General features: G+C 65.4%; 17 protein-coding genes and 1 tRNA gene. 10 read left to right on the top strand and 8 right to left on the bottom strand.

Going from position 1 to position 21,331, the window contains the following annotated elements:
- Nucleotides 1-35: 35 nt before the first annotated feature.
- Nucleotides 36-668, top strand: coding sequence for a hypothetical protein (locus AC0VYL_RS06560; protein ID WP_475482604.1), 633 nt, complete (start codon nt 36-38; stop codon nt 666-668).
- Nucleotides 634-1,290: a hypothetical protein gene (locus AC0VYL_RS06555; RefSeq protein ID WP_475482603.1), complete on the top strand. Its 657-nt coding sequence runs from the start codon at nt 634-636 to the stop codon at nt 1,288-1,290. The genes AC0VYL_RS06560 and AC0VYL_RS06555 overlap by 35 nt, the downstream gene beginning before the upstream one ends.
- Here the strand turns inward: AC0VYL_RS06555 and AC0VYL_RS06550 are convergent.
- The gene (locus tag AC0VYL_RS06550) at nt 1,284-2,069 is read right to left on the bottom strand and encodes a phosphotransferase enzyme family protein (protein ID WP_475482602.1); all 786 of its coding nucleotides are present in this window, start codon (nt 2,067-2,069) and stop codon (nt 1,284-1,286) included. The two genes, AC0VYL_RS06555 and AC0VYL_RS06550, sit on opposite strands and share 7 nt — an antisense overlap.
- 110 nt (nt 2,070-2,179) lie before the next feature.
- Between AC0VYL_RS06550 and AC0VYL_RS06545 the strand changes: the two genes are divergently transcribed.
- Nucleotides 2,180-3,076, top strand: a complete 897-nt coding sequence (locus tag AC0VYL_RS06545; protein WP_475453480.1) for a transposase — start codon at nt 2,180-2,182, stop codon at nt 3,074-3,076.
- 176 nt (nt 3,077-3,252) lie between these two features.
- Here AC0VYL_RS06545 and AC0VYL_RS06540 read toward each other — a convergent pair whose 3' ends face one another.
- The 6 genes from AC0VYL_RS06540 to AC0VYL_RS06515 are packed head-to-tail and all read right to left on the bottom strand — an operon-like array spanning nt 3,253 to nt 8,138.
- On the bottom strand, nt 3,253-3,927 hold the full coding sequence (locus AC0VYL_RS06540; RefSeq protein ID WP_475482601.1) for an HIT domain protein: 675 nt from the start codon (nt 3,925-3,927) through the stop codon (nt 3,253-3,255).
- A 13-nt stretch (nt 3,928-3,940) separates the two neighbouring features.
- Nucleotides 3,941-4,873 carry a DUF2797 domain-containing protein gene (locus AC0VYL_RS06535; RefSeq protein ID WP_475482600.1) on the bottom strand — a complete coding sequence of 311 codons (933 nt, stop codon included), beginning with the start codon at nt 4,871-4,873 and terminating at the stop codon, nt 3,941-3,943.
- Entirely contained in the window at nt 4,870-5,901 is a 1,032-nt protein-coding gene (locus tag AC0VYL_RS06530; RefSeq protein ID WP_475482599.1) for a hypothetical protein, read from the bottom strand. The genes AC0VYL_RS06535 and AC0VYL_RS06530 overlap by 4 nt, the downstream gene beginning before the upstream one ends.
- Entirely contained in the window at nt 5,898-6,557 is a 660-nt protein-coding gene (locus AC0VYL_RS06525; RefSeq protein WP_475482598.1) for a thymidylate kinase, read from the bottom strand. The genes AC0VYL_RS06530 and AC0VYL_RS06525 overlap by 4 nt, the downstream gene beginning before the upstream one ends.
- Nucleotides 6,550-7,446, bottom strand: coding sequence for a hypothetical protein (locus tag AC0VYL_RS06520; protein WP_475482597.1), 897 nt, complete (start codon nt 7,444-7,446; stop codon nt 6,550-6,552). The genes AC0VYL_RS06525 and AC0VYL_RS06520 overlap by 8 nt, the downstream gene beginning before the upstream one ends.
- Nucleotides 7,443-8,138 (bottom strand): pyruvate phosphate dikinase, encoded by a 696-nt coding sequence (locus AC0VYL_RS06515; RefSeq protein ID WP_475482596.1) that lies wholly within the window; start codon nt 8,136-8,138, stop codon nt 7,443-7,445. Before AC0VYL_RS06515 ends, AC0VYL_RS06520 begins: the two co-directional genes overlap by 4 nt.
- A gap of 346 nt (nt 8,139-8,484) precedes the next feature.
- Between AC0VYL_RS06515 and AC0VYL_RS06510 the strand changes: the two genes are divergently transcribed.
- The 7 genes from AC0VYL_RS06510 to AC0VYL_RS06480 all read left to right on the top strand — a co-directional run bounded on the left by AC0VYL_RS06510 (nt 8,485) and on the right by AC0VYL_RS06480 (nt 18,176).
- Complete coding sequence (locus tag AC0VYL_RS06510) at nt 8,485-9,369, top strand: PIN domain-containing protein (RefSeq protein ID WP_475482595.1); 885 nt, start codon at nt 8,485-8,487, stop codon at nt 9,367-9,369.
- 256 nt (nt 9,370-9,625) lie between these two features.
- Entirely contained in the window at nt 9,626-9,892 is a 267-nt protein-coding gene (locus AC0VYL_RS06505; RefSeq protein ID WP_475482594.1) for a hypothetical protein, read from the top strand.
- Nucleotides 9,893-10,317: 425 nt separating this feature from the next.
- Nucleotides 10,318-11,130: a Hachiman antiphage defense system protein HamA gene (locus AC0VYL_RS06500; RefSeq protein WP_475482593.1), complete on the top strand. Its 813-nt coding sequence runs from the start codon at nt 10,318-10,320 to the stop codon at nt 11,128-11,130.
- Nucleotides 11,127-14,087: a DEAD/DEAH box helicase gene (locus AC0VYL_RS06495; RefSeq protein WP_475482592.1), complete on the top strand. Its 2,961-nt coding sequence runs from the start codon at nt 11,127-11,129 to the stop codon at nt 14,085-14,087. Before AC0VYL_RS06500 ends, AC0VYL_RS06495 begins: the two co-directional genes overlap by 4 nt.
- Nucleotides 14,088-14,481: 394 nt before the next feature.
- Nucleotides 14,482-14,562 (top strand) — tRNA-OTHER (locus AC0VYL_RS06490).
- 339 nt (nt 14,563-14,901) lie between these two features.
- A complete protein-coding gene (locus AC0VYL_RS06485) occupies nt 14,902-15,351 on the top strand; it encodes a hypothetical protein (RefSeq protein WP_475482591.1) in 450 nt (149 codons plus the stop codon).
- Nucleotides 15,348-18,176, top strand: coding sequence for a tetratricopeptide repeat protein (locus AC0VYL_RS06480; protein ID WP_475482590.1), 2,829 nt, complete (start codon nt 15,348-15,350; stop codon nt 18,174-18,176). The genes AC0VYL_RS06485 and AC0VYL_RS06480 overlap by 4 nt, the downstream gene beginning before the upstream one ends.
- A gap of 125 nt (nt 18,177-18,301) precedes the next feature.
- On the opposite strand, the gene AC0VYL_RS06475 is transcribed toward AC0VYL_RS06480, so the two are convergent.
- Nucleotides 18,302-19,798, bottom strand: coding sequence for a tyrosine-type recombinase/integrase (locus AC0VYL_RS06475; RefSeq protein ID WP_475482589.1), 1,497 nt, complete (start codon nt 19,796-19,798; stop codon nt 18,302-18,304).
- Nucleotides 19,799-21,331 lie beyond the last annotated feature (1,533 nt).

The following is a 21,331-nucleotide window of genomic DNA, read 5'->3' as shown; positions in this document are numbered from 1 at the left end:
ACGCGCTGATTCGCCTGTTGCTCCGGCACACCGACTTGGCCCAAGACGCCATCGCGCGCATGTGCGACCTGTCCCAGACGATGGTCTCGCGAGTCCTGAACGGCCAGCGGGAACTGCGTAAGCAGGAGACCGTCCGACGGGTGGTCGAGGGCATCACTCACGGGTACGACATCCCCTCCCCCGTGATGGAGCGGGTGCCACCGGAACTGGGCTTGGAACTGAACGGCTCCCCGCAGAAGACCGCCGAAGTCCTGGGGCAGGTGGTCAGCCTGGATGTTGAGAACGTCCCCGGGGTGGAGCAGCAACCACCGGCCTCCGCGGTCAGTTCCGCTGTGCTTTCCTGGCTGGTGTCAGGGCCCGCCTCCGGTAGGGCCGAGGCTCACGTGGCCGAGGGTCCGGTCGCGGCGATCCGCAGCGCGTCAGAGACGTTCTCGGCGTTGGACAACCGCTTCGGCTGTGACAACGCGCGGGCGGCGGCAGTGCGCTACCTCAACGGCACGGTTGTTCCGCTGCTTCGGAAGTCCCATGCGGAGAAGGCCGACCGGACGCTGTTCGCGGTGTCCGCGGAGTTCGTGCTCTCGTTGGCGTGGATGTCCTACGACGCCAGCGCAACGGCGCAGCCCGCCGCTATTCGTGCAGGCCCTGGACCTGGCCGCGCATGCGGGTGACCGGCTACTCGGGGCGAGCGTGCTCTCGGCCATGAGCCACCAGGCCAACTACGTCGGTGCGCACGCCGAGGCGCGGGATCTGGCGCGGGCGGCGTTGAGCGGTGCCGGGGAGCGGGCGACGCAGACCATGCGGGCGCAGTTCCTGATGATGGAGGCGCGTGCCCACGCCTCCGGGCAGGACAAGGCCTCGTGTTTCCAGGCGATGAGCAAGGCGGAGCGGGCTATCGGTCGACGTGACCCGGGGTCCGGTCCGGGGTGGATCGGCTACTTCGCCCATGCGGAGTACTCCGACGAGGTCGCCCACTGCCATCGCGACCTGGGCCACGCCCATCTGGCACGGCGGTTGGCGGAGCAGAGTCTGGCGTCCTCGGTCGGGGCGGAGTACGCGCGCAGCTGCGTCTTCACCCGTCTGGTGTTGGCGACGGCCGTGCTGGGGCAGGGTGAGGTCGAGGAGGCCTGCCATCTGGGCTCCGTGGTGCTACCACAGGTGCAGGCGACGTCCTCGGCGCGGTGCGTGGGCTACCTCGACGCGTTCGCCCGGAGTGTGCGGCCCCACCGTGGGGGACCGATGGCGGACCGGTTCCTGAGTCAGGCTCGGGCCGTGGTGTCGGCTGCTCAGTAGGGGTTCCACTCCCGTGGGCGCCGGAGGTCGGCCAGGTCGCTGATGCGCTGGTCGATCTCGGCGTCGATCTCAGAGCTCTCCCCGCCCTTCTGGGCGAGCCAGGTGGTCATGCGCAGTTCCCGAACGCGCTTGTAGAGGGGGTAGCCCTCCCAGGCGGTGACGTCGAACCCGTAGGCGTCGCAGAAGTCGGCGTACTCGGCTTCGCTGTGCCAGCCCAGGTCCCGGTAGAGGGCGGTCAGGACCAGGTCCCACTCAGGTGGGCCCCAGCAAATGCCGTCCAGGTCGAAGAGCACGACCCCGTGCGGTGTGGCCAGGACGTTGCCGATATTGGCGTCGCCGTGGATGACGTGGGTACCCAACACCGGTTTGGTGGTCGGGAGGCAGGTGGCCAGGTCGCGGTGGACCTCACGCAGTTGGTCGCGTTGGGTGGGGCTGAGCCCGGGGGCCGTGTCGATGCGTTCGGCCACTCGGTCGAAGGGGTCCAGGTCGGGGAGATCGAGTGCCGATGGCGGGGTGAGGCCGTGCAGCGTGTGCAGGAGTCGGGCCAACTCCCGGGGGACGGTCCACTCCCCTTGGACCCCCTCCCAGAGCGTAACCGCGGTGCCTTCAGCCAGAACGGGTTGTTCACCGGGCAGGGGGCGGCTCACCGGCAGCCCCTGTTCGGCCAGCCAGCGGGCGGCCCGCACCTCCCGGTCGGCCTCCGCCCTCCTGGCGGCGGAGCGTTCTACCCGGGCGATGACGGCTCCGTCGCGCAGGCGGAACACCGCGCGCTCACCCATCCGGATGAGTTCGGGCCCTTCGTGAACCGAAGCCTCGGGGACGCCTAGATCGTTGATGGGAAATCGCTGAACCTGCTGCGGGCATGACGAAGGGCGTCAAGGATCAGAGTGTGACCAAAGACCTTGACGCCCTTCTGACAGCACTCTACGTCCATCTGGACGATGAGGTGCTCCCTTCAGCGAACCGACCCCGACGGGCGGGGCGGCCCCGCCTGCTCACTGACGCCGAACTGGTCTGTGTGGCCATCGCCCAGGTCCTGCTGCGCCATGATTCCGAGCGGCACTGGATGCGCGCCGCACCAGCACGCATCGGCCATCTCTTCCCGCGTCTGCCCAGCCAGTCCGAGTACAACCGCCACCTGCGTGCGACGGCCCCGGCCCTGCTCCAAGCAGCTCGGTGGCTCGCCCGAGTCGCACCTACCTGGCACGAGAAACTGCGGTTGATGGATGGCACCCCGGTGCGCTGCGGTGCCTCACGAGTGACGGTCAACCGCTCCGGCCTGGGCGAGATCGCTGGCTATGGGATGGACCAGTCCCACCACGCGTTCTACTGGGGCGCCAAGCTCATGCTGATCACCACTGCCGAGGGGTCGGTGTGCGCGTTCTCCCTGGCCCATCCCAAGGAGCTGGACGAGCGCAAGCAGGCGCTGCACCTGCTCCACGTGCAGGGCTGCGCCCCCGGGCCGGGGCCGGTGCCGATCGTGTGCGACAAAGGGTTCGCCGGGGCCGGGATCGAGAAGGCCGCCGCTGGTCTGGGTCACGTTCTGGTCCGCCCCTCGCGCAAGGACGAGCCCGACCACGCTTTCCCGGGGTGGTTGCGTCAGCGGATCGAGGCGGTGATCTGGACGTTGAAGAACCAACTCGGGTTGGAACGCCACCAAGCTCGTACGACCGAAGGGCTCTGGGCCAGGGTGTGCCAGCGCGTCTGCGCGCTGAACGCGGTGATCTGGCACAACTGGCTGATCGGCGCCCCGGTCAAGCGGTCGCTGATCGCTTACGACCACTGACCAGGGCACACACTTTTCACATCAACGATCTAGGGCCTGGGCGGCGGTGTGGACGGCGCGCGGGGCGCGCTCGGTGAAGTCCTCGGAGTGGGCCACGGGCCCCAGCCTACGCCGGGGCCGCGCGCCCGAACCGCGCCCGGATGGAGCACTCCGTTGTGTGGAGTGGAGTGGGTGGGTCACCTGGTGTTGAGGGCCGTGCTCATGCGGTGCACTCGGTCGGTCTGGGGGAAGGTGAGCCAGTCCCACTCCCCTTCTTCCGCTCCCATCCAGGTGGCCAGGCAGCGGCGGAAGAACTGAGAGGGTGCTCCGGTGGCGGTGCCGATCCAGTCCTGGTCGGGTGTGCCCAGGGCGAGGTAGGAGCTTTGTTCCTCATCGACCAGTCGGCGGGAGGCACTGATCCAGTCCGTACAGGGCCGCATGGTGACGGGTGCCGGGATGTGGTCGAGGAAGCGCCGGTGATCGTGGTCGGTGGCCACGACGTGGATGTGGGTGTGGTCGTAGCAGGCACCGCCCTTGTCGCGAAAGTCGAGGCTGCCGTGTTCGAAGACGAGGCTGTCCAGGCCGCTGCGTTCTCGGATGAGGTCGGTGACCTGTGGGATGAAGGTGCGCAGGTCGGCGTGTTCGGTCTCGTCCAGCCAGCCCACGGAGAGGGTGTGGCGTTTGGAGACGATGAGTAGGTACCAGTCGGTGAGTGCGCCGATGCAGGGCATGACGACGAAGTGTTCGCTCTCCAGGAGCACGTAGTCGGTGCGGGTACGGGCCAGGCCGAGGTCGTAGAAGAGGTTGGAGTCGTCGCCGCCTTCCACCTCGCAGCAGAAGGTGCAGATCTCGCTCAGGGTGATCTCGTGCACGGGGTCCTCCGGATCAGAACAGGGTGGGCGCGCCGGTGGGAGCGTCCTCGACGGTGGCCGGGACCAGGGAGCGGCCGATGAGCCTGCTCAGGTCGGCGCAGTGACGGGGCGCGTCGGGTTCGGGGCCGGTGGAGAACACGGCGACGGGGCCGGCGGCCCCGGTGATGTGCAGTCGGTGGGTGCCCTGGGTGAGGTCGTCGGGGTGGGCGAGCACGGGGGCGGATTCGAAGACGGCGGTGGAGCAGGCGGGCCGTACCCAGGGTTCGGGGGCGGCGAGCACTTCGGTGCCGGGCTGGTTGTCGGCGATCTTGTTCAGGTAGGGGGTGACCTGGGCGGCGAGGTCGGTCAGTTTCGTGATGAGTGCGGTGGTGTCGATGCTGTTCTGGAGGCCCAGCACCTTACGGCGGGTTTGGACTTGTTGGGGCAGCCCGAAGTGCTGGGAGACGGCCGATTCCAGGTTGCGGATGGTGGCGCCGTCCTTGGTGCGGGCCAGATAGAGGGCGGCGACGGGTCCCTGTTCGGCCAGTCGGCTGCGGCGGCGTGAGTCGGCGGCGGTGCCGACCTTGGTCGTGCCGTTGGCGAAGACATCGAGGTAGAGCCAGTGCGGCTGCTGGAGGTAGTCGCGGATGTTCTCGGGCAGCGCGTCGGGGGTGCGGTGGGCCTGGTGGGCGGCGATGAACCCCTCCTTGTACTGACAGCGTCGGCACTGTTTGCCCCGGGTGACGACCTCGTCGGTGCGGCAGCGCACGTGCCTGCCCTCGGCTCCGGTGAGGTCGAACCAGCCGATGCAGCGGCGCTGCTCTCCGTCGATACGGAAGGCGTGTTCACCCAGGAGGGGGTGGAGCAGGCTGTTTTCGGGGTGGTCGGGGTCGGTGGTGCGCAGGCGCGGGGTGTCGGGGTCGCTCCAATCCAGGCCGAGAAGGGTGACAGGTGCGGTCGGGTTCATGCCAGGCTCCGGTGCAGGATCGTTTCGATGTGGTGCAGGCAGCGGCGGCGCCGGGTGGCGACCGGGGTGCTGCGTTCGGCGTACAGGCCGTGGTCGTGGGTGCCGTTGAGGTTGTCGGTGACGATGTGCAGGTAGTCGAAGGGCACGTTGGCGGTGGTGGCGGCGAGGGCCATGTGTCCGATCTCGGGATCCACCACGTCGAAGTGTGCACGGTGTTGCTCGAGCCAGATGCGGGTTTCGTCCAGGACGCTGGGGACCGTGATGTGCCGAACGCCGGTGCGGAGTCCGGGCAGCGTGGGGTCGAGGTCCAGGGCGCTCTTCCAGGAGACGGAGTGGCCCTTCACCTGGGTGGTGGTGCCGGTGACGACGACGGTGTTGGGCTCCATGTCGGACTGGAGGCCGCCGAGTTTGCCGACGTAGAGCACACCTGAGGTGTGGCCGCGGGTGATCAGGGCGGTGACCAGGTCACCGGCGAGGTCACCCCAGAAGCTGAATTCGCATCCCAGTAGGAGGGCGGTGGAGCGGCCGATGCGGGCGGTGCGCCAGCCGAAGCCGGGGCGGTCGTTCCAGTCGGTGCCGGAGGCAGGTGGCCGGGTCAGGAGGGGTTCGACGTAGCCGAGGATCGTCAGGTCGTGTGCGGGCAGGTTGCGTGGGAGCCAGTGGTCGACGAAGGCCAGCCCCTGGCCGGGGGCGGGCCGCTCGACGGTGATCTCGGCTGGTAGGTCCGTCATGGCGCAGGCCGCGCGTAGAAGCTCCGCGTAGTGGTGGGTGTAGTCCTGGCCGGGAGGGACGACGCAGTGCAGGAGTCCGTCGGCGAGGGTGAAGTAGGGGCGGCGCCAGTTGAAGCGTTTGCCCGCGCGTTTGTCGCCGCCGAGGAGGAAGCTCAGGGAGCGGTTGGGGTAGACCCATGCCCGGCCTCGGGCAGCGGTGAGCAGGTCCAGGGGGATCTTGGGGAGTACGTAGTCGGGCAGGCGTTCGCCCATGGTGTGTTCGCTGGCCAGGACAAGGCTGGCCGCGGTGGTGTTCACGCGTTGACCTCTCCGTAGAGGAGGGGCAGGAGGTCCGTTTCATCGGCGGTGCTGGGCAGGGTGTGGACCGGTGTCGGGTGTGCGCTGAGCAGTTTCTCGAGGGCGTGGGAGGTTCGGGCCTGGTAGTCGGTGAAGGTTTCTGAAGAGGTCGTGGCTCGCTTGGTGGTGAAGGCGCCGTGTTCGGAGGGGTTGGAGGTTCCGGCCCTGCGGCTGGTGGCTACCTCGGCCGGGGTGGAGAGCAGGATGATCCGGTCGGGCTGAGGCAGAGCGGAGAACACGGCTTCGGACTGGGAGACGAGTCGATCGTCGCCGGACAGGGTCATACGGGCCTGGTGTTTGAAGTACCAGCCGTCGACCACCACCGGCCGGGGGCGGCTGAGCTCGGGTGCCACATGGGCGTGGTGGAAGAGCGCGTACCAGGCCGCCAGGGAGTGCAGCCAGTAGTGCGCCGGGTAGTCCCAGACCGGCTCGGTGTGGTCGTAGCCCCAGGTCAGGTCGTGCATGAGGGCAAGGCGCTGGTCCAGCCATGTGTTCCCGGTGTGGGGAGGATCGTCCTTGCTCAGGGCAGTGACTTGAGAGGTGGTCGTGGCCAGGCGGGACAGCAGGTGGCTCTTGCCCGCGCCGTCGATGCCCTCGATGGTCCAGAACTCAGCCATGGGCGCTCCTGACGGTGATTCCGGCTTCCCGAAGGTTGATGGCCAGGTGCGAGAGCAGGCCTGAGCGCAGGTACACCTCTCGCGCCCCGGCCTGGTGGAGTCGGTCGATGAACGCGGCCAGGCGGGCGTGCTCCTCCCGGGCAACGGACACGTCGAGCAGCACGGGGCCGTCGGGTAGGGATGCGTCGGTGGACGAGAGCGAGGCCGTGTTGATCGGAAGTGCGGGGGTGTCCTGTTGCCAGGTGCCGGGCTCAGGCACACTGCTGCGGATGTTCTGGGCGGAGAGTCCGTAGCGGCTGGAGTGGTGCAGCTTGAGACCGAACGGATGGCCCAGGTCGTCGCGAAGGGTGGACAGGTGTCGGCGGTGTTCACGAACCCACGCCACGAGAGTGGCGATCTGCCAGTCATCAACGCGGGCCGGTCGTTGTCGGGTTCCGTGGCGGGGGTCGTGGAAGCGAGCCGTCTGGAGGTGGGTGTCCGGGATGGTGAGTTCGAGGCCATCGTCCTTGACCACCAGGACGGCGGGGATGAGGCGACTGTCCAGCTCCCAGATTCCAGGAACGATCTCGGCCACCACCACTGACTCATAGACCGCGAGTTCGACGGAGAAGAGCACCTGCTCGTATGGCTGCACCAGTACAGACAGCCCCGGAGCGAGATCGCCGATCCACTTCGCCGCGGCTGTGGGTGTGGCACCGACCAGGCGGGGCAGGTTCCGCTCCTCGCAAGTGGCCGCGGTGCGCAACACCAGGAGTCGGTGCTCGCCGAAGCTGTCGCGCAGAGCCCGAGCACTCATCTGATGCGGTCGCCGCACGAGACGGATCGGTACACGCAGCAGCCCGTGGGCTTCTAGAGCGCTGACGGCCTCGACCTTGTCCCACCCGCTCATGAGGCCCACTCCAGGGCAGCACGTGTGATCGGGCGGACCTGGAGCACCAGGACGGTCGCGCCGGTCCAGGCCCACTCCACGTCGACATCGAACCCGAAGTGAGCGCTGAGCTGTTGGCACAGGGAGTGGAGCTGCGCGGTGAGGGCGAGGCTCGGGACCTGATCGGGGCCGGTAGAGGCCCTGAACCGGCGGGCGTCACGCCGAGCTCGCATGCGCAACGGCATCCCGGCGGTGGCTCCGTCCGGGTACGGGGATGCTTCGACCAGCAGGCAATCCTGGCTGAGGAAGGCCACACCGTACAGGGAAGCCTCAACCTGTTCCTGGACCAGAACGCACCCGCCCGGGACGGCCTCCAAGTCCTCCCGTGAGAGCAGATCCTGGTTGATGACCCGGGCCAGTGCTGAGGCGTCGGGCGGACAGTTCAGCAGCGACACCGATCGACCCGCCTGGGCGCGCTCCATCCCGTCTTCCCGGGCCGAGCTGGTGCGCACCACGACTCGGCGGGGCCGGTAGAGCTCCAACCACGTGCGGAGTGAGGCGATCGCTTCGCTGGTTCCGTGCGCCAGACCCGCAGTACTGAGGCAGAGCCCCGGGGGCACGGGGAGCCCGAGGTCAGCGACCTGGCTCAACCGCGCCGCCTTGTGACCCCACAGGTCGGGGTCCAACCGCTGTGAGAGCAGGTCAGCTACCAAGGCGCCACCTACTCTCGGCGCGGATCTTCAGCCCGAAGGCTGCTTCGATGAGTCCGTCCATGCCCCCACTGTGGCCAGCGCAGCCGCTCGTTCCCATGACCAGCCAGTCATAGGTTCACCGACGTGGGGCAGCGGCCCTGCCGTGAGTGACGGGAGGCGATCCCAGCCCACCTCGAACCCTCTATGAAGCCTGGTAGGAGACAGCCAGGTAGGTGTCTCGGTGATCATCTGCATACTCCGGAGCCGCTGCACCAACCCTTCCGACGCACTGTCCGCGAGCAACTCCGGGGGTGAGCGTTCAAGCAGGGCCCGTCATTTTGTCGGTGCGCGGATCTAACCTGGCCGCATGACGACCAAGCCTCCTGGGTACACGGAACGGCTCCTCGCTGATCTCGACCAGATCATCAAAGGCCTGGGCACGATCCTTGACTCCTCCTCTATTGAGAACATCGACCCCAACCGCAACTCCGACGGCAGTGTCTGGTTCTTCGGCGCACCCGTGTGGGGCTGGGTGGAAAGCTCCCCGGAGATGGAAGCCAGCCGGATGGTTCTCTTGAAGCGCTTTCGTGAATGGGAACCGCGATTCCGTCTCGTTTTTCCGCACCCCACCCCCGAGGTTCAGGAGCGGATGGACGAGGGACTCAGTCTCATCGATTCCTGGCTCACACGAAACCCTGGTGCCCATGATGTTCCTCCGACCTTGCAAGCCGCCAATGCCTCGCTGAAGACGACCTTGGAAAGTCTTCGTGTCTTGGCTGGCCTCCTTCCGGCAGATGAGCAGGCAATACGCCTGGTGGTCGACACCAATACGCTCATCGACGAACCCGACCTCGCCATCCACAGGGCGACGTTGGGACCGCGGTACCGCGTCCACCTTGTGCCGGTGGTCCTGCGTGAGATCGATGACCTCAAGCGATCCGGGCGTACTCAGGAGCTGCGCGATGCCGCCCGAAAGGCGAACCGGCGTCTCAAAGGCCTGCGAACTAATGGTGATGTGAGCCAAGGTGTCACCGTCGCAGGGCAGGTTTCCTGCGTCTTTGAGCACATCGAGCCGAAGGCGAGCGGGTTGCCCTCGTGGCTCGATCTGGACGTTCCCGATGACCGCTTCGTCGCCTCAACGCTTCTCCTGCAGTCGGAGCACCCCGAATCGACCCTGTACGTGGCAACCGATGACATCAACCTGCAAACCAAACTGGCCGCTGTAGGCCTACCCTTCGTGGAGTTGCCGTGACCGAACCTCTCACACCCACTGACGAGGACGCCCGCGAGCATTACGGCTGGGCCCTAGCCGAATCTGCTCGGTTGCGCGATGCCCCTTACAACCGGGGAGACAGGTCCGCCTGGTGGGCAATGACCCATGGCTCGCTCGCCAAACACGCACCGGACGAAGAACACGCTCAGTGTCAGGCCGACGAGTGCAGCACAGGAAGCTGGCCGTGCATCATGGTCAAAGGAGCGATCGCCGACCTGCGTTCCGGGAGCGCAGGATGGTGAACGGCGACCCTTATGCAGCATCCCTCGAAGAGGCCAAGCGAACCTACAGCCTCATGCTCACCAAAACCGATCACTTGCGCAGCGACCGGTTGACGGATCCGTTCCAGCGAGAGCTCTGGAACTTCATCCACACCCAGCTCATCGAACACGCACCGAATCAGCAGCGGGACGCCTGCCGATCAGCAGAGTGCACGGAATGGCCTTGTCATCCTGTCAGGGTCGCGGTCGCCACAGCAGATAAGGGCGAGATGTTGCGGTGAGTGACCGGTTCTAATCCGACGGTCGCAGGTTCGAATACTCCGGGTGCGCCATAAAACCTCAGGTCAGAGCCTCAGAAAATCAGGGTCCAGCAGGGTCCTCCCACCAGTGGGTCCAGGATGTGACCGAGGTGCAGCCAGGTATTCCGCCCATGCATTGTCCATACTCGTGCCGGCAGGCTCTTGTCTGCACCCCACGGCGTCAGTCACGAAGGCCAAGCCAGTCCTCTCCTGTGCGGTCAGCAACGAGGCACCACCCCGACTGGTTTCCTACTGCTCCGTTCAACGGCGACCCGCCTCCCGTGAGTGACGGGAGGCGGGCCCGGCATACGCCGCAGCCTCCACCAACCTCGATACGAGACACTATCGTGGTGACGGCGGCTGGCAGATCGCGAAGCCGGTCCTGGTTCGGGAATAGGTGAGTCACGGTGCAGGAACTGGATGTTGACCTCGAGTCGTTCGGGGATATCTTCGCCACAATCCAGAGTTCTCCGTTCATTCTCGTTGAGGTCGAAGCCGGTCAAGTTTCGCTTCTTGCGAAGCAACTCGGTGTACCGGTCCGCCGTTGCTACATCTCAGATGAGAGGCTCCAAGATCGGATAACGCGGACGTCGGCCTCTGCCCAGGAAATCATCGCCGCGAAGCTGCCGGATCGCGGCTCCACGATGGCTGGCGACTTCGGTGAGATACTCACCGCGCTGTTTCAGGCCGCTCGCGAACACCCGAACGAAGTCCTCGACCCTAAGAAGTGGCGGCTCAAGCAGGACCGCACCAAGGCTGCGCCGTACTCCGACGTTGTGCAGATGATCTTGCCGCACTGGCCGGTGGCATCGGATGAAGATCGCATCATCTGTTCCGAGGTCAAGACCAAGTCGACCAGTGGCCACTCGGAGCCGATCGCGAGCGCGATCGAGGACTCAAAGAAGGATAGTTCTCAGCGTTTCATCAAGACGCTCAACTGGCTGAAGGAACGGGCCCTGGATACGGGCCTCTCAACTGTGTCAGTCGACCAGCTGGACCGCTTCATCCGCGCGATCGACCACCCGACGGCGCACCGCGAGTTCCGGGCGGTGGCGGTCATCTCGACCAACCTGGTGGCAGCCGAGATCCAGGATGTGGTGGCCCCTCCACCGGATGAGAGGGCGCTGATCGTGATCTCGGTCCCCGACTTGAAGTCGAACTACGAGTTGGTCTATAACGCGGCACTGCTGAGCGCTGACGAGTCCGAGGCTGTGGCATGAGGGAGACGCTGGGGCGATGGATCGCGGACGCGGAGACCCACTACGCCATCGAGGACTTCAAGCTTGCAGCGCATCTAAGCCAGCTCGACTACCTCGACGGCCGCACCATGGACCTGTACTACTCCCTTGTTGGGGAGTTGTTCGACATGGTGCGGAGTGGGGACGCCGAACCGGCGGACTGGGCTTCCCTCGGCCGCGCACTGGACTCGGTTAGCCGGGAACTACAAGCCGGTGCTCGAGCCGATGCCTTGTTCTTCGCCTCGGTCGCGTTCTATTTGGGTGGGTACCCCGCGTCGGCGGTGATGACGATGCGTCGCACTGGCCCTCAATATTGGGAGACGGACGAGCAGAGGGCAGCACACGAGTTGCTAACCCGCTCTGCGAGCCCGGCTTCGGCTCTCACCCGCACACTGGTCGCCTCGCTTCGGAGTGGGAACGCTCAGGTCATCGATACGGCAGTCGCCGCAGCCGAACTCGGCGCGGCGCGAGCGCTTGAAGTCGGACCGGAGGAGTGGGTGGCGCACCGCCTCTACCTGGCGTTGCTCCAGCGATTCCGGCAAACCCACCTGCGAGCGATTCTGCCAGACGGCGCGACCCGCAGATGGGATCCGCTTGTCGAGTCGTTCCTCGATCGATGTCAACCCGTCTGGGACTTCTTCCCCTCCCAGATCGAGGCCATCAATGCTGGGCTGCTCACCAGCGCCCACTCGTACTCGCTGCAGATGCCCACAGGTGCAGGCAAGACCGCGCTGACTGAGACGCTCATCTTTGACCACCTGACACACTCAGCTGAGCGCAAGGCTGTACTCCTGGTCCCGTACCGCGCGCTGGCCCGTGAGCTGCGAGGAAGCGTCGGCCGACACCTCACCAAGATGGGCCTGCGCTCACGGACTGTCTACGGGGGCACAGTGCCGGGCATCGAAGAGAGCGAGGACCTCGAGGACGTCCGCGTCATCATTGCGACACCCGAAGCACTGACCGGCTTGATCGGCTCCCACCCCGAACTCCTGACGGCGATTTCCCTCGTCGTCTGCGACGAAGGGCATCTCCTCGACAGCGGGGCTCGAGGTGTGGGTCTTGAGCTTCTGCTGGCCCGACTGAAAGCACGGAACCCAAGCCCGCGGATCGTGTTCGTCTCCGCGATCGTGCCGAACGTCGAGGAGATCAACACATGGCTCGGTGGATCCGACACAACCGTCGTTCGCAGCGACTATCGACCGTCGATCGCTGAGTTCGCGGTGCTACGACCTAACGGTTCCGGGAGCCGGGCCACGATCGGCCTAGAGCTGCACGAACCATCCACCTCGGTACCGGCCCACACGCTTCCAGAGTTCCTACGCCCCGCGGATTTCCAGTTCACGAACCCGTCCACCGGTCGACGCAACACCTACGCCTACTCCTCGACGAAGACGCGAGCTGTAGCGGCCGCGCGTAAGGCGCTCACCCTCGGTCCGGTCGCGATCTTTGCCACCGAAAAGGGGGGTGACCGTGGGGTCGTTGGGTTAGCGAGCGAACTCCTCAGGCAGATTGACTCGGGACTTAGCCTTCCCCTGCCTCAGAACTACGTTAAGGACGCTGCTCTCGTCGACTCCGCAGTGGCTTATCTCGCCGGTGAGTTCGGAGACGATTGGGTGGGCACGAGATTGCTTCAAGCGGGGGCGATCGTTCACCATGGCGATGTGCCGCAGGAGACCCGCGAAGTTCTCGAGGAGCTCGTTTCGGATCGGCACGTCCCGATGGTCATGTGCACCAACACGCTGGCTGAGGGTGTCAACCTCCCGCTTCGAACGATGGTGCTGTACTCCGTGAAGCGAAGCTCGGACGGGAGCGCTCCGCGGGCAATGCTGGCCCGCGACATCAAGAACCTCGTCGGTCGGGCCGGCCGGGCTGGCAGCTCTACCAGAGGCCTGGTGATCTGCGCCAACCCCGACGACTGGGCGGCGGTCAGCCCGGTTGCCGCAGGCCAACCCGGCGAGCCAGTCGAAGGCGCAGTCATCGAGCTGATCCGCCGACTCGAACGAGCATTGGCCAGCAACCGGTTGCAGCTCACCAACGAGGTGATCGAAGAGAACGCGCCGCTCTTCCCGCTGGTTGATGGCGTTGACTCCGCGCTGATCGAGCTCATCCGCGACGAACTTGGGGCCAACGAGTTCGCGCAGATCGCACAACAACTGGCCGCCGAGACGTTCGCCGCGACAAAGGCGAACACTGGCGAGCAGAAGCTGCTCCAACATGTCTTCGAGCTCCGGGCGCGTCGGATCGTTGATATGCGGTCGTCAGGACGCCTTGCGCTGGCGCGGACGACCTCCGCTCGACCTCGACTCGTGGACCAGGTGATCGACAACCTTCTCCCGCGCTACACGGCCTGGAACACGGCAGACTCGCCCCTAGATCCCGATCTTGTCCGCGTCCTCGTGGATTGGGCCCTCGAACAGCCGGGGTTTACAGAGGAGGCCCAGGCCGCTTACCGTCGCACCCAGGTGACCGACATCGGAACCTCCCTGTCGCAGCTCGTGCTGGCGTGGCTTGAGGGTCGCACCTTCAGAGACATCGCGCAGCGCGTCGGTATCGACATCGACGCCCTGCTTCGCATCCACGCGAAGATTGTCCTGTTCGACCTCGTGACACTTATCGAGCAAGCAGTCGCGCTAATACAGGAGCACACCACCGAAGCGGGCAACGAGCTTCCCCCAGCGATCGCAGCATTCCCGGATTTTCTTCGCTTCGGGGTTCCCACGCCCGCTGCGCGGGAGCTGATGGCGCGCGGGGTGCGGCATCGCTTGGCAGCGATCGCGCTCGGCTCCGATCAGGCGATGGAGTCAACCACAAACATCTTCGCCACCCCGTGGGTGATCGCACGAGACCTGCTGACGGATGAAGACACCTGGCTTCCTCGCCTAGGTGAACTCGTTTATCAGCGCACCGTCGCTGATGTAGCAATCAGAAGATCCGTCTAGTATTGCAACGACATCTTTCAAAAAAGATGGCCACACAGGGCAAATAACCGTGCGTGGCCATCACTGACCTCGTAACCTGGTCACGGTCCTTCTCCGAGTTCACCTCGTCCTTCGTCCACCACTTCTCCCGCGTTGAGTCCCGTAGACAGGCCACTTCCTAGCTACGCGGATTCCTCAGCGAACTGGAGCGCAAGAACGGGTAGACCCTGGCCAAGATGTTGCGGCGTTCACAAAGAACAAGAGAGAAATCGCCCAAAGATCTCGCCATCGACCATCGGACGCCGCCAGGGGCCAGTGTCTGCTCCGTTTGTGCTCCGCAGTTTTGGACCGGGGCATCGGGCGGTACCCCTTGACACGAAACGACAGCAGTGATCGGATGGATTGGGACGAAACGGCACCCTGTGACACGTGCGGGCACGAAAGCATCGGACTTCTAATCCGACGGTCGCAGGTTCGAATCCTGCTGGGTGCACCACAAACCCCCAGGTCAGACGGGGCGCGCGAGGACCTCCGAGGAGGTCCTCGCGGTGTTTGGGTGGCCATGTGTGCTCCTGGTGTGCTCCCCAGTACAAGGTGAGTGCAGGTGGGGGTCCACCTCGTGGAGCACTTTGCGGATCGGTGACCCTGCCGGGCCATGCCAGGCACGGCCCAAGGGCGGACCCGTGTCCGCCAACCAGCGCCCCACAGCCGCCCGTCGGCCCGTGTGGGGCATTCCTTCAGCGCCGGGCACACCCTGCCACCCTCACAGGCCGCATACGGCCGTTTCAGCCGAAACCCCTTACCCCACAGGGCATGGCGCGCCACAATCGGTGGCATGAACAGGGCAAGATGGATTGGCGCAGTGGCAGCGGCCATCGTGATCGTGGCAGCCCTAGGGATTGGGGTGTGGTTCGGCGGCGGCCCGACCTCACGCGAGGGGTGGGAAGCCGCCTCCTGGACCGCAGCGATCACCGGTGCTCTGGCGCTGGCGGTGAACACCGTCGTCTGGGCCGCCACCAAACCACCCCGCACACACCCAGCAGCCTCTACCGCAGCCGCGCCGCCCCCGTCACTCCCGAAGGGCTGCCAGGCGACAGGTACGGGCAACAACTGTGCTTGCGAGGACCGGGCGATGCCGCAGAGTGACGACGACACGCGTGTGGAGCCCACCACCTACGGAGGAAACCACTTCGACTTCCGGGAAGCCCGCGGCGAGACGATCATCGGCCAGCAGAACAACCCACCTATCCGCGAAGGCGGGAACGGACAGGGGCCGCAGAAGTGAGCGACCGCCAGGGCAAGAACCACTTCGATTTCCGCGGAGCCCAAGCCGGGGCAATCATCGGTCAGCAGAACAACGAGCAGCACGTTCACACACTTCCTGCCCCGCCCCGCTGGCCCCTTCTCGTGGGCGCCATCCCGCCGGTCGCACGCCACTACCAACTACGTACCATCACCGCCGACCTGTACCACGCCCTGAACACCCAGACCTCGGTTGCCCTGCGGCAGACCGCACACGGTGCGGGCACAGGCAGTGTGGTCTCCGGCATGGGAGGAGTCGGCAAGACACAGATGGCTGCCGCCTACGTCCACCAGGTCCTGGCCAACTCCCGTGCACACCACGACGACAACGCGGTGGGTGCTCTCCATCGGGGTATGGGAAGCCCCCAGATCCGCGCGAACTCGGCCAAGGCGACCCGCGGCGAAGGGTTGACTGCGGATCTGGTGATGTGGGTCAACGCCTCCACCCGCGGCACCATCGTCGACGCCTACGCCCGCGAGGCCTCCAGTATCCTGCAGCGCGGCTTCGACACCCCGGACAAGGCCGCCCAGGCCTTCGTGGGGTGGTTGGCCACCACTGACAAGCGGTGGCTGATCGTCTTCGACGACCTGGTCTTGCTCCACCCACTCCATCCGGACGGCTCGTCCGCCACTTTGGACGACTTGTGGCCACCCACCACCGGCAATGGGCGGCTGCTCATCACCACCCGTGACAGCGGGCGTGAACTCACCGAACGCACCCGCACGGTCCTAGACCTAGGCGTGTATACAAAGGCTGAGGCCGACGCCTTCCTCTCTGAAGCCCTCACCGACGCGCGCATCCCTCACACGCCTTCAGAAAGGGAGGACTTGGCTGAGTTGTTGGGTCGGTTGCCGTTGGCGTTGAGCCTGGTGGTGGCCTACCTCGCCGACCGGCCCGGCATGACTCTGGCTGCCTACACCGACCTGTTCACTGCCCAGTCACAGAACCTGGATCGCATGTTCCCCCGACAGGCGCCGGGCTACGCACACGCCATCGCCACCACCTGGGCGCTGTCCATCGACCACGCCAACCAGCAGCCCCCTCAACGACTCGCCGAGCCCTTGACTGGGATTCTCGGCTTACTCGACTCCGAACACATCCCCCTAGCCGTCCTGACCGCACCCCCCGTTCGCAATTACCTGAGCACCGACCTAGAACCGGCTCCGCAAGCCGGCAAGGGCAACTCCATGCCCACGGCGGATCAGGACACCACCGACCTACAACCCGCACCACCGCCCAGCGTTCCTGACCCGACATCCAATCTCAAAGGAGATGACGCCGAAGGCGGTGTCGCAGTACAAGACGTGTGCGACGCACTTGTGCTGCTCGCGCGCTTGAACCTCATCACATCCACCGGAGACCTGTATCGGAGCGAGACGACCCTAGGCATGCACCAGCTCGTCCAACGCGCCATCCGCGAACACAGCACCACGCGTCCCACCCGGTGCAGCGTGCATGTGGCAGCCAATGCGCTCGAGTATGTGTGGCCCGACGTGGAACGAGATACGGCCCTGAGTGACCATCTGCGCGATAACGTTCAAGCTCTGCGGAGCCGCATCATCTCGAACAAGAGCGTGGAGGACTGGCTGTGGCAACCGGATGCGCACCCGTTGCTCTTCCGTGCGGGGCATAGTCTCGGTGAGGCCGGGCGAATCAGCGAAGCTCTGGGCTACTGGGAACGCACAGCCACCGCTGCCCACCATCGTTTGGGACCTGACCACCCCCACACCCTCACGGCACGCCACAGCCTCGCCCTTTGGCGCACCGAGGCTGGAGATCTAGGCGGAAATACAAAGAGCATCCTCCATGCTCACGAAGAACTTCTCATTGACCAAGAACGTGTGCTTGGCCCGGACCACCTCGCCACGCTTGCCACACGGGGCAATATCGCCGCAATGCGCGGAATAGCCGGAGACCCAGAAAAAGCAGCCAGAGATTATGAAGACCTCCTCCCTGCAATGCTGCGAATCCTGGGATCAGACCACCCAAACACCTTCACAACTCGCCATAACATCGCTTTCTGGTGGGGAGAATCCGGAAACGCTACAGAAGCAATCCACGCCCATGAAGAGCTCCTCTCCGATCAGAAACGTGCACTCGGACCCGACCACCCGGACACCCTCACCACACGAAACAGCATCGCCCTTGGAATGACCAAGAACGGAGATCTCAAGCGCGCCAATAAATCATACAAATCACTTCTCATCGATCAAGAAAAAATCCTAGGACCCAGGCACCCAGAGACCCTCGCCACCCGCGCCAACCTCGCACGTTTACAGGCCGACACCGGAGACCCCAAAGGAGCCGCTCGCACCTGCGAAGAATTCCTCCTTCCACAAATGCTAAACACCCTAGATCCTGACCATAAGTTCATCTTCAACATTCGATGCTACATTGCCGAATTTAATTACACCTGCGGCGAACTTACCAAGGCCATAGAGGTTCTCGAAGCCCTTATCATTGACCAAGAACGCGTGCTTGGCCCCGACCACCTCGAAACGCTCGCCACACGAGGCAACCTTGCCCGTTGGAACGGCGAGGCCGGAAACCTTCAAGACGCTGTACGTGTATACAAGCATCTCCTCACCGACCAACTGCGGGTCTTCGGTCCCGACCACCCAGACACTCTCACCACCCGAAATGGTCTCGCAGGGTGGACCTACAGGTCCGGTGACATCACCACAGCCATCAGGCTTCTCGCTGCGCTGGTGCGTGACCAGAGGCGCATCCACGGACCCAACCACCCCAGCACACAAACCAGCGTGCAAGCACTACAAGGCTTGCGGGGCAAACTCCTCAAACGCTAACGCGTCCAGGGGACCTTTGATCCGATGGTCGAACGGCCCCGGGCACGAGGAAACCCCAGGCCAGAACGGGTCCTCACCTGGGGCAGAGGGCCTCGTGGTGCTCCTGGTGTGCTCCCCGGAACCGGCTACCGCACCGGCACCAAACCACCCGACCCAGCCGGTACCGACGCCCCGCGCAGCAGAGCGGCGGTAGCCTCAGCTGCCGCTTTGGCCACGTCCGGGAACACGCTCTGGTAGGTGTCCTGCGTGAAGTGCGTGGTGGAGTGGCCCAGCTCAGCCGAGACCACCTTCACGTCCGTCCCCGCGGCCAGCGCCATCGAGGCCGCCCCGTGTCGCAGCCCGTGCAACGTGATCGGTGGGAGTCCGGCTGCTCGGGCGATGCGGGCGAACCAGTCACTCACGTGCGAGGGCAACCACCCGGACCCATCTTGGCGGGTGAACACCAACCCCGAATCCACCCACTCCTCCCCCGCCTTCAACCGGGCCTGGTTCTGGAACTTCTTCCACCCCCGCAACACCTTCACCGTGTCGGCGTCCAAGGTGATGGTGCGCTGCCCGGCCTCACTCTTCGGCATCGTGGTGAGCGTGGTCCAGGACAACTGCACCACCTGCGTCCGGATATCCGCCTCCCCGTCCGTGAGGCGGGTGTGAGCCCAGGGCAGACCGACGGCTTCACCTCGGCGTAGGCCCTTGACCGCGATCAGGTGGAACAACGGGTGCAGCCACACATACTTCCTCGAGTGTTCCAGGAAGGTGCGGGTCTGCTGTGGTGTCCACACCATCACCTCACCCGGAACGGTGCCGTCCTTCTCCCACCGCTCGACTCGACCCGGGGTCCACACCAGCGGGCGTTTCCTCGGACATGAGGGAAGGCGTGCGTGGGAGGCGGCGTTGACGTTCACCGGCTCCTCCGGGCTACGCACCGCATCCGACAGGGCGCTACGCAAGGTGGCGCGGATCCGGTGCTTGGTCGACAGACTCACCACCCGCTGACCCCGGACCGAAGCCCGCACCTTCGGATCCTCGGACTCCTTGCACTCCAAGATCCGTACGTTGTTCTCTTCAACGGCGTCGAACATCGCCTCGACCTGGGTGGACTTGAGTTTGTCCAGCCGGATCCTGCCCAGGTGCGGGATGAGGTACTTGCGGATGTGCCCGGTGTAGGAGGTTCGGGTGCCTTCGGCCAGGTCCGGCTTCGCCTGGATCCACGCCTTCAGGTAGGCCCCGACGGTGGGGGCTTCCTTGCGCACATCAGCCCCCGTCCCCAGCCGTTGGCGCACCTCCTCCACCGAAGGAAACGAGGTGCGGGCCTTGAGGGCGCTCTGGATCAGGTCCGCGATCTGCACCGCCACCTCCCCCTCACCCCCTGCCAGGTCCAGCAGGGCTTTGAGGTCCAGCGCCTCCCACGCCTGCTCCTGGCTCTCCAGCCCGGTGCGGCGAGCCCGACGACGCTTCCTCTCGCCCGTACGTGGAAGTTCGAGTTGGTAGCCCCAGCCGCCGTGGCGTGGGTTGAACGCCCCACCCTGACGGCGCAGCTTCGGACAGCGCACCCCGAGCGCCCGACCGGAGTTCTCATCCCGACACCCGCACCGCTTGAACACCCGTCCCTGATGAGAAACCATCTACGACTCCCCCCTCCATCCCGTGGTCGCTACACGCACCACACCCTGAGCACCCCTCACCGAGGGTGGAGGGCACGGGTAGGCCGAGGGGGCCAGGATTCCCGCGGTGGGGATCCGCCAGCTGCGGCCCACCCGCAACGCGGGGACCGGGAAGGACCCCTGGCGTAGGAGCCGGTAGTGGTGGTGCGGCCCAAGCCGAGCATTCGACCGGCTTCGACCGGTTCCAACACCACCGGCAGTTGTCCGACCTCGCCCAACCGGACCGGAGTATCCGACCTCACCTGACCCAACTTCCCACCCTGTGTGAACTGCACGGATACGGTGCGGAGCCCCGCGTGGTGCGGGGCACCACGCATCCATGCTCGACCTCGCCGAGGTGGTCAAGCGGCTTCACCAACAACCCCACCGGATTTTCCCTCCCACACCCATTCACCACCCGCTATCGGGTGTTATGTGGTTTTCACTGGTCGCGGCCACCACAGCGCCCACGTGGGGCCGAACCCCTTGGGTTCGGTCTGGACGGCGGGGCCGGGGGTGTTCGGGGCGGTGTGGGGCACTGGTGGCCCCACACCGCCCCCACCATCCGAGCAGAACGGAAACAACCCGACCCAACGCCCCACGCCAGCCCCGAACCCGGCGGCCCGGTCCCGGGCACGAAGTGCCACCCACGTCCCGATCCCCCGTTCACTTCCTTCTGTTTTTGTCCCTCACCCAGTGAGAGAGCCGCCCCGCCCCAAGACTTCGACACCTCGAACCGACCCGGTCGAGGAAAACAGGCCGCAAGGACGGGAGGGGCGCCCCTGCCAGACGTTGAACAGCGGGAGATCCCAGCAAGCTCGGACACCTTCTCTGCTACCGCCACGCCCTTGTGGACCAGTCCGCCCCCGCGCATCGGATCCACCTCCGGCCCAGTAGACGTGGCCCACCTCCGCCGCCGCTCGCGCACCTCACGGCTGCGCACCAGAACCACTCGACTGCGGGCGCATGCTCGGCGCACACCCGCACGATCACTCCTTCGACCCGAACCCCCAATTTCGAATAGCAAATCAGTTTCCCAAAATCGCGAAAGGCGAGCTGGGGCGGAGGGCGAGCCAGAGCGGGAGCAAGGGGCAGCGGACTGGCGGGGCGGCCGACCCGCCGGTCCGCTGCCCCTACGTGAAGATGACTACCCACTGGGCATAAGTCTGGACCCGTGAGTCACACTCAAATTGGCTTTGACCTGCAAGGATGCGAGTTTTCTGCCCGGTGTCACCACTGGGGGCGCTGGCGTAGTCACAGGTAGGGCGATGCGCATAGTCACAGGCGTAGTCACAGGAGCCCCCTGTCCTCGCCCCCTCCCAAGCGAAGGGGAGCCGCACAATAAGGTTTTCCTAGATTCACAGAGAATCCCTTTATGGCCAGCTCAATACAACACAGCACACCGGGGCCGATCAACGCACTCCCGAGCACACGCACCGCGCCCGCAGCATCCCAAGCCCCCACACTCTACCCTCGCCACAATTCCCAGAATGCGAAAACGATGCTTTGACCACG

The organism is Nocardiopsis sp. iso_238 (genome assembly GCF_056173325.1).
Note: the sequence above shows the minus strand (reverse complement) of the source record. Positions and strands in the feature narration are given on the sequence as shown.

What these genes read in the sequence shown, in the direction of transcription:
- AC0VYL_RS06505 (WP_475482594.1), top strand. Translation starts at nt 9,626, where the DNA reads ATGGTGAACGGCGACCCTTATGCAGCATCCCTCGAAGAGGCCAAGCGA.
- AC0VYL_RS06510 (WP_475482595.1), top strand. Translation starts at nt 8,485, where the DNA reads ATGACGACCAAGCCTCCTGGGTACACGGAACGGCTCCTCGCTGATCTC.
- AC0VYL_RS06550 (WP_475482602.1), bottom strand. Translation starts at nt 2,069, where the DNA reads ATGGGTGAGCGCGCGGTGTTCCGCCTGCGCGACGGAGCCGTCATCGCC.
- AC0VYL_RS06520 (WP_475482597.1), bottom strand. Translation starts at nt 7,446, where the DNA reads ATGAGCGGGTGGGACAAGGTCGAGGCCGTCAGCGCTCTAGAAGCCCAC.
- AC0VYL_RS06525 (WP_475482598.1), bottom strand. Translation starts at nt 6,557, where the DNA reads ATGGCTGAGTTCTGGACCATCGAGGGCATCGACGGCGCGGGCAAGAGC.
- AC0VYL_RS06485 (WP_475482591.1), top strand. Translation starts at nt 14,902, where the DNA reads ATGAACAGGGCAAGATGGATTGGCGCAGTGGCAGCGGCCATCGTGATC.
- AC0VYL_RS06535 (WP_475482600.1), bottom strand. Translation starts at nt 4,873, where the DNA reads ATGAACCCGACCGCACCTGTCACCCTTCTCGGCCTGGATTGGAGCGAC.
- AC0VYL_RS06475 (WP_475482589.1), bottom strand. Translation starts at nt 19,798, where the DNA reads ATGGTTTCTCATCAGGGACGGGTGTTCAAGCGGTGCGGGTGTCGGGAT.
- AC0VYL_RS06495 (WP_475482592.1), top strand. Translation starts at nt 11,127, where the DNA reads ATGAGGGAGACGCTGGGGCGATGGATCGCGGACGCGGAGACCCACTAC.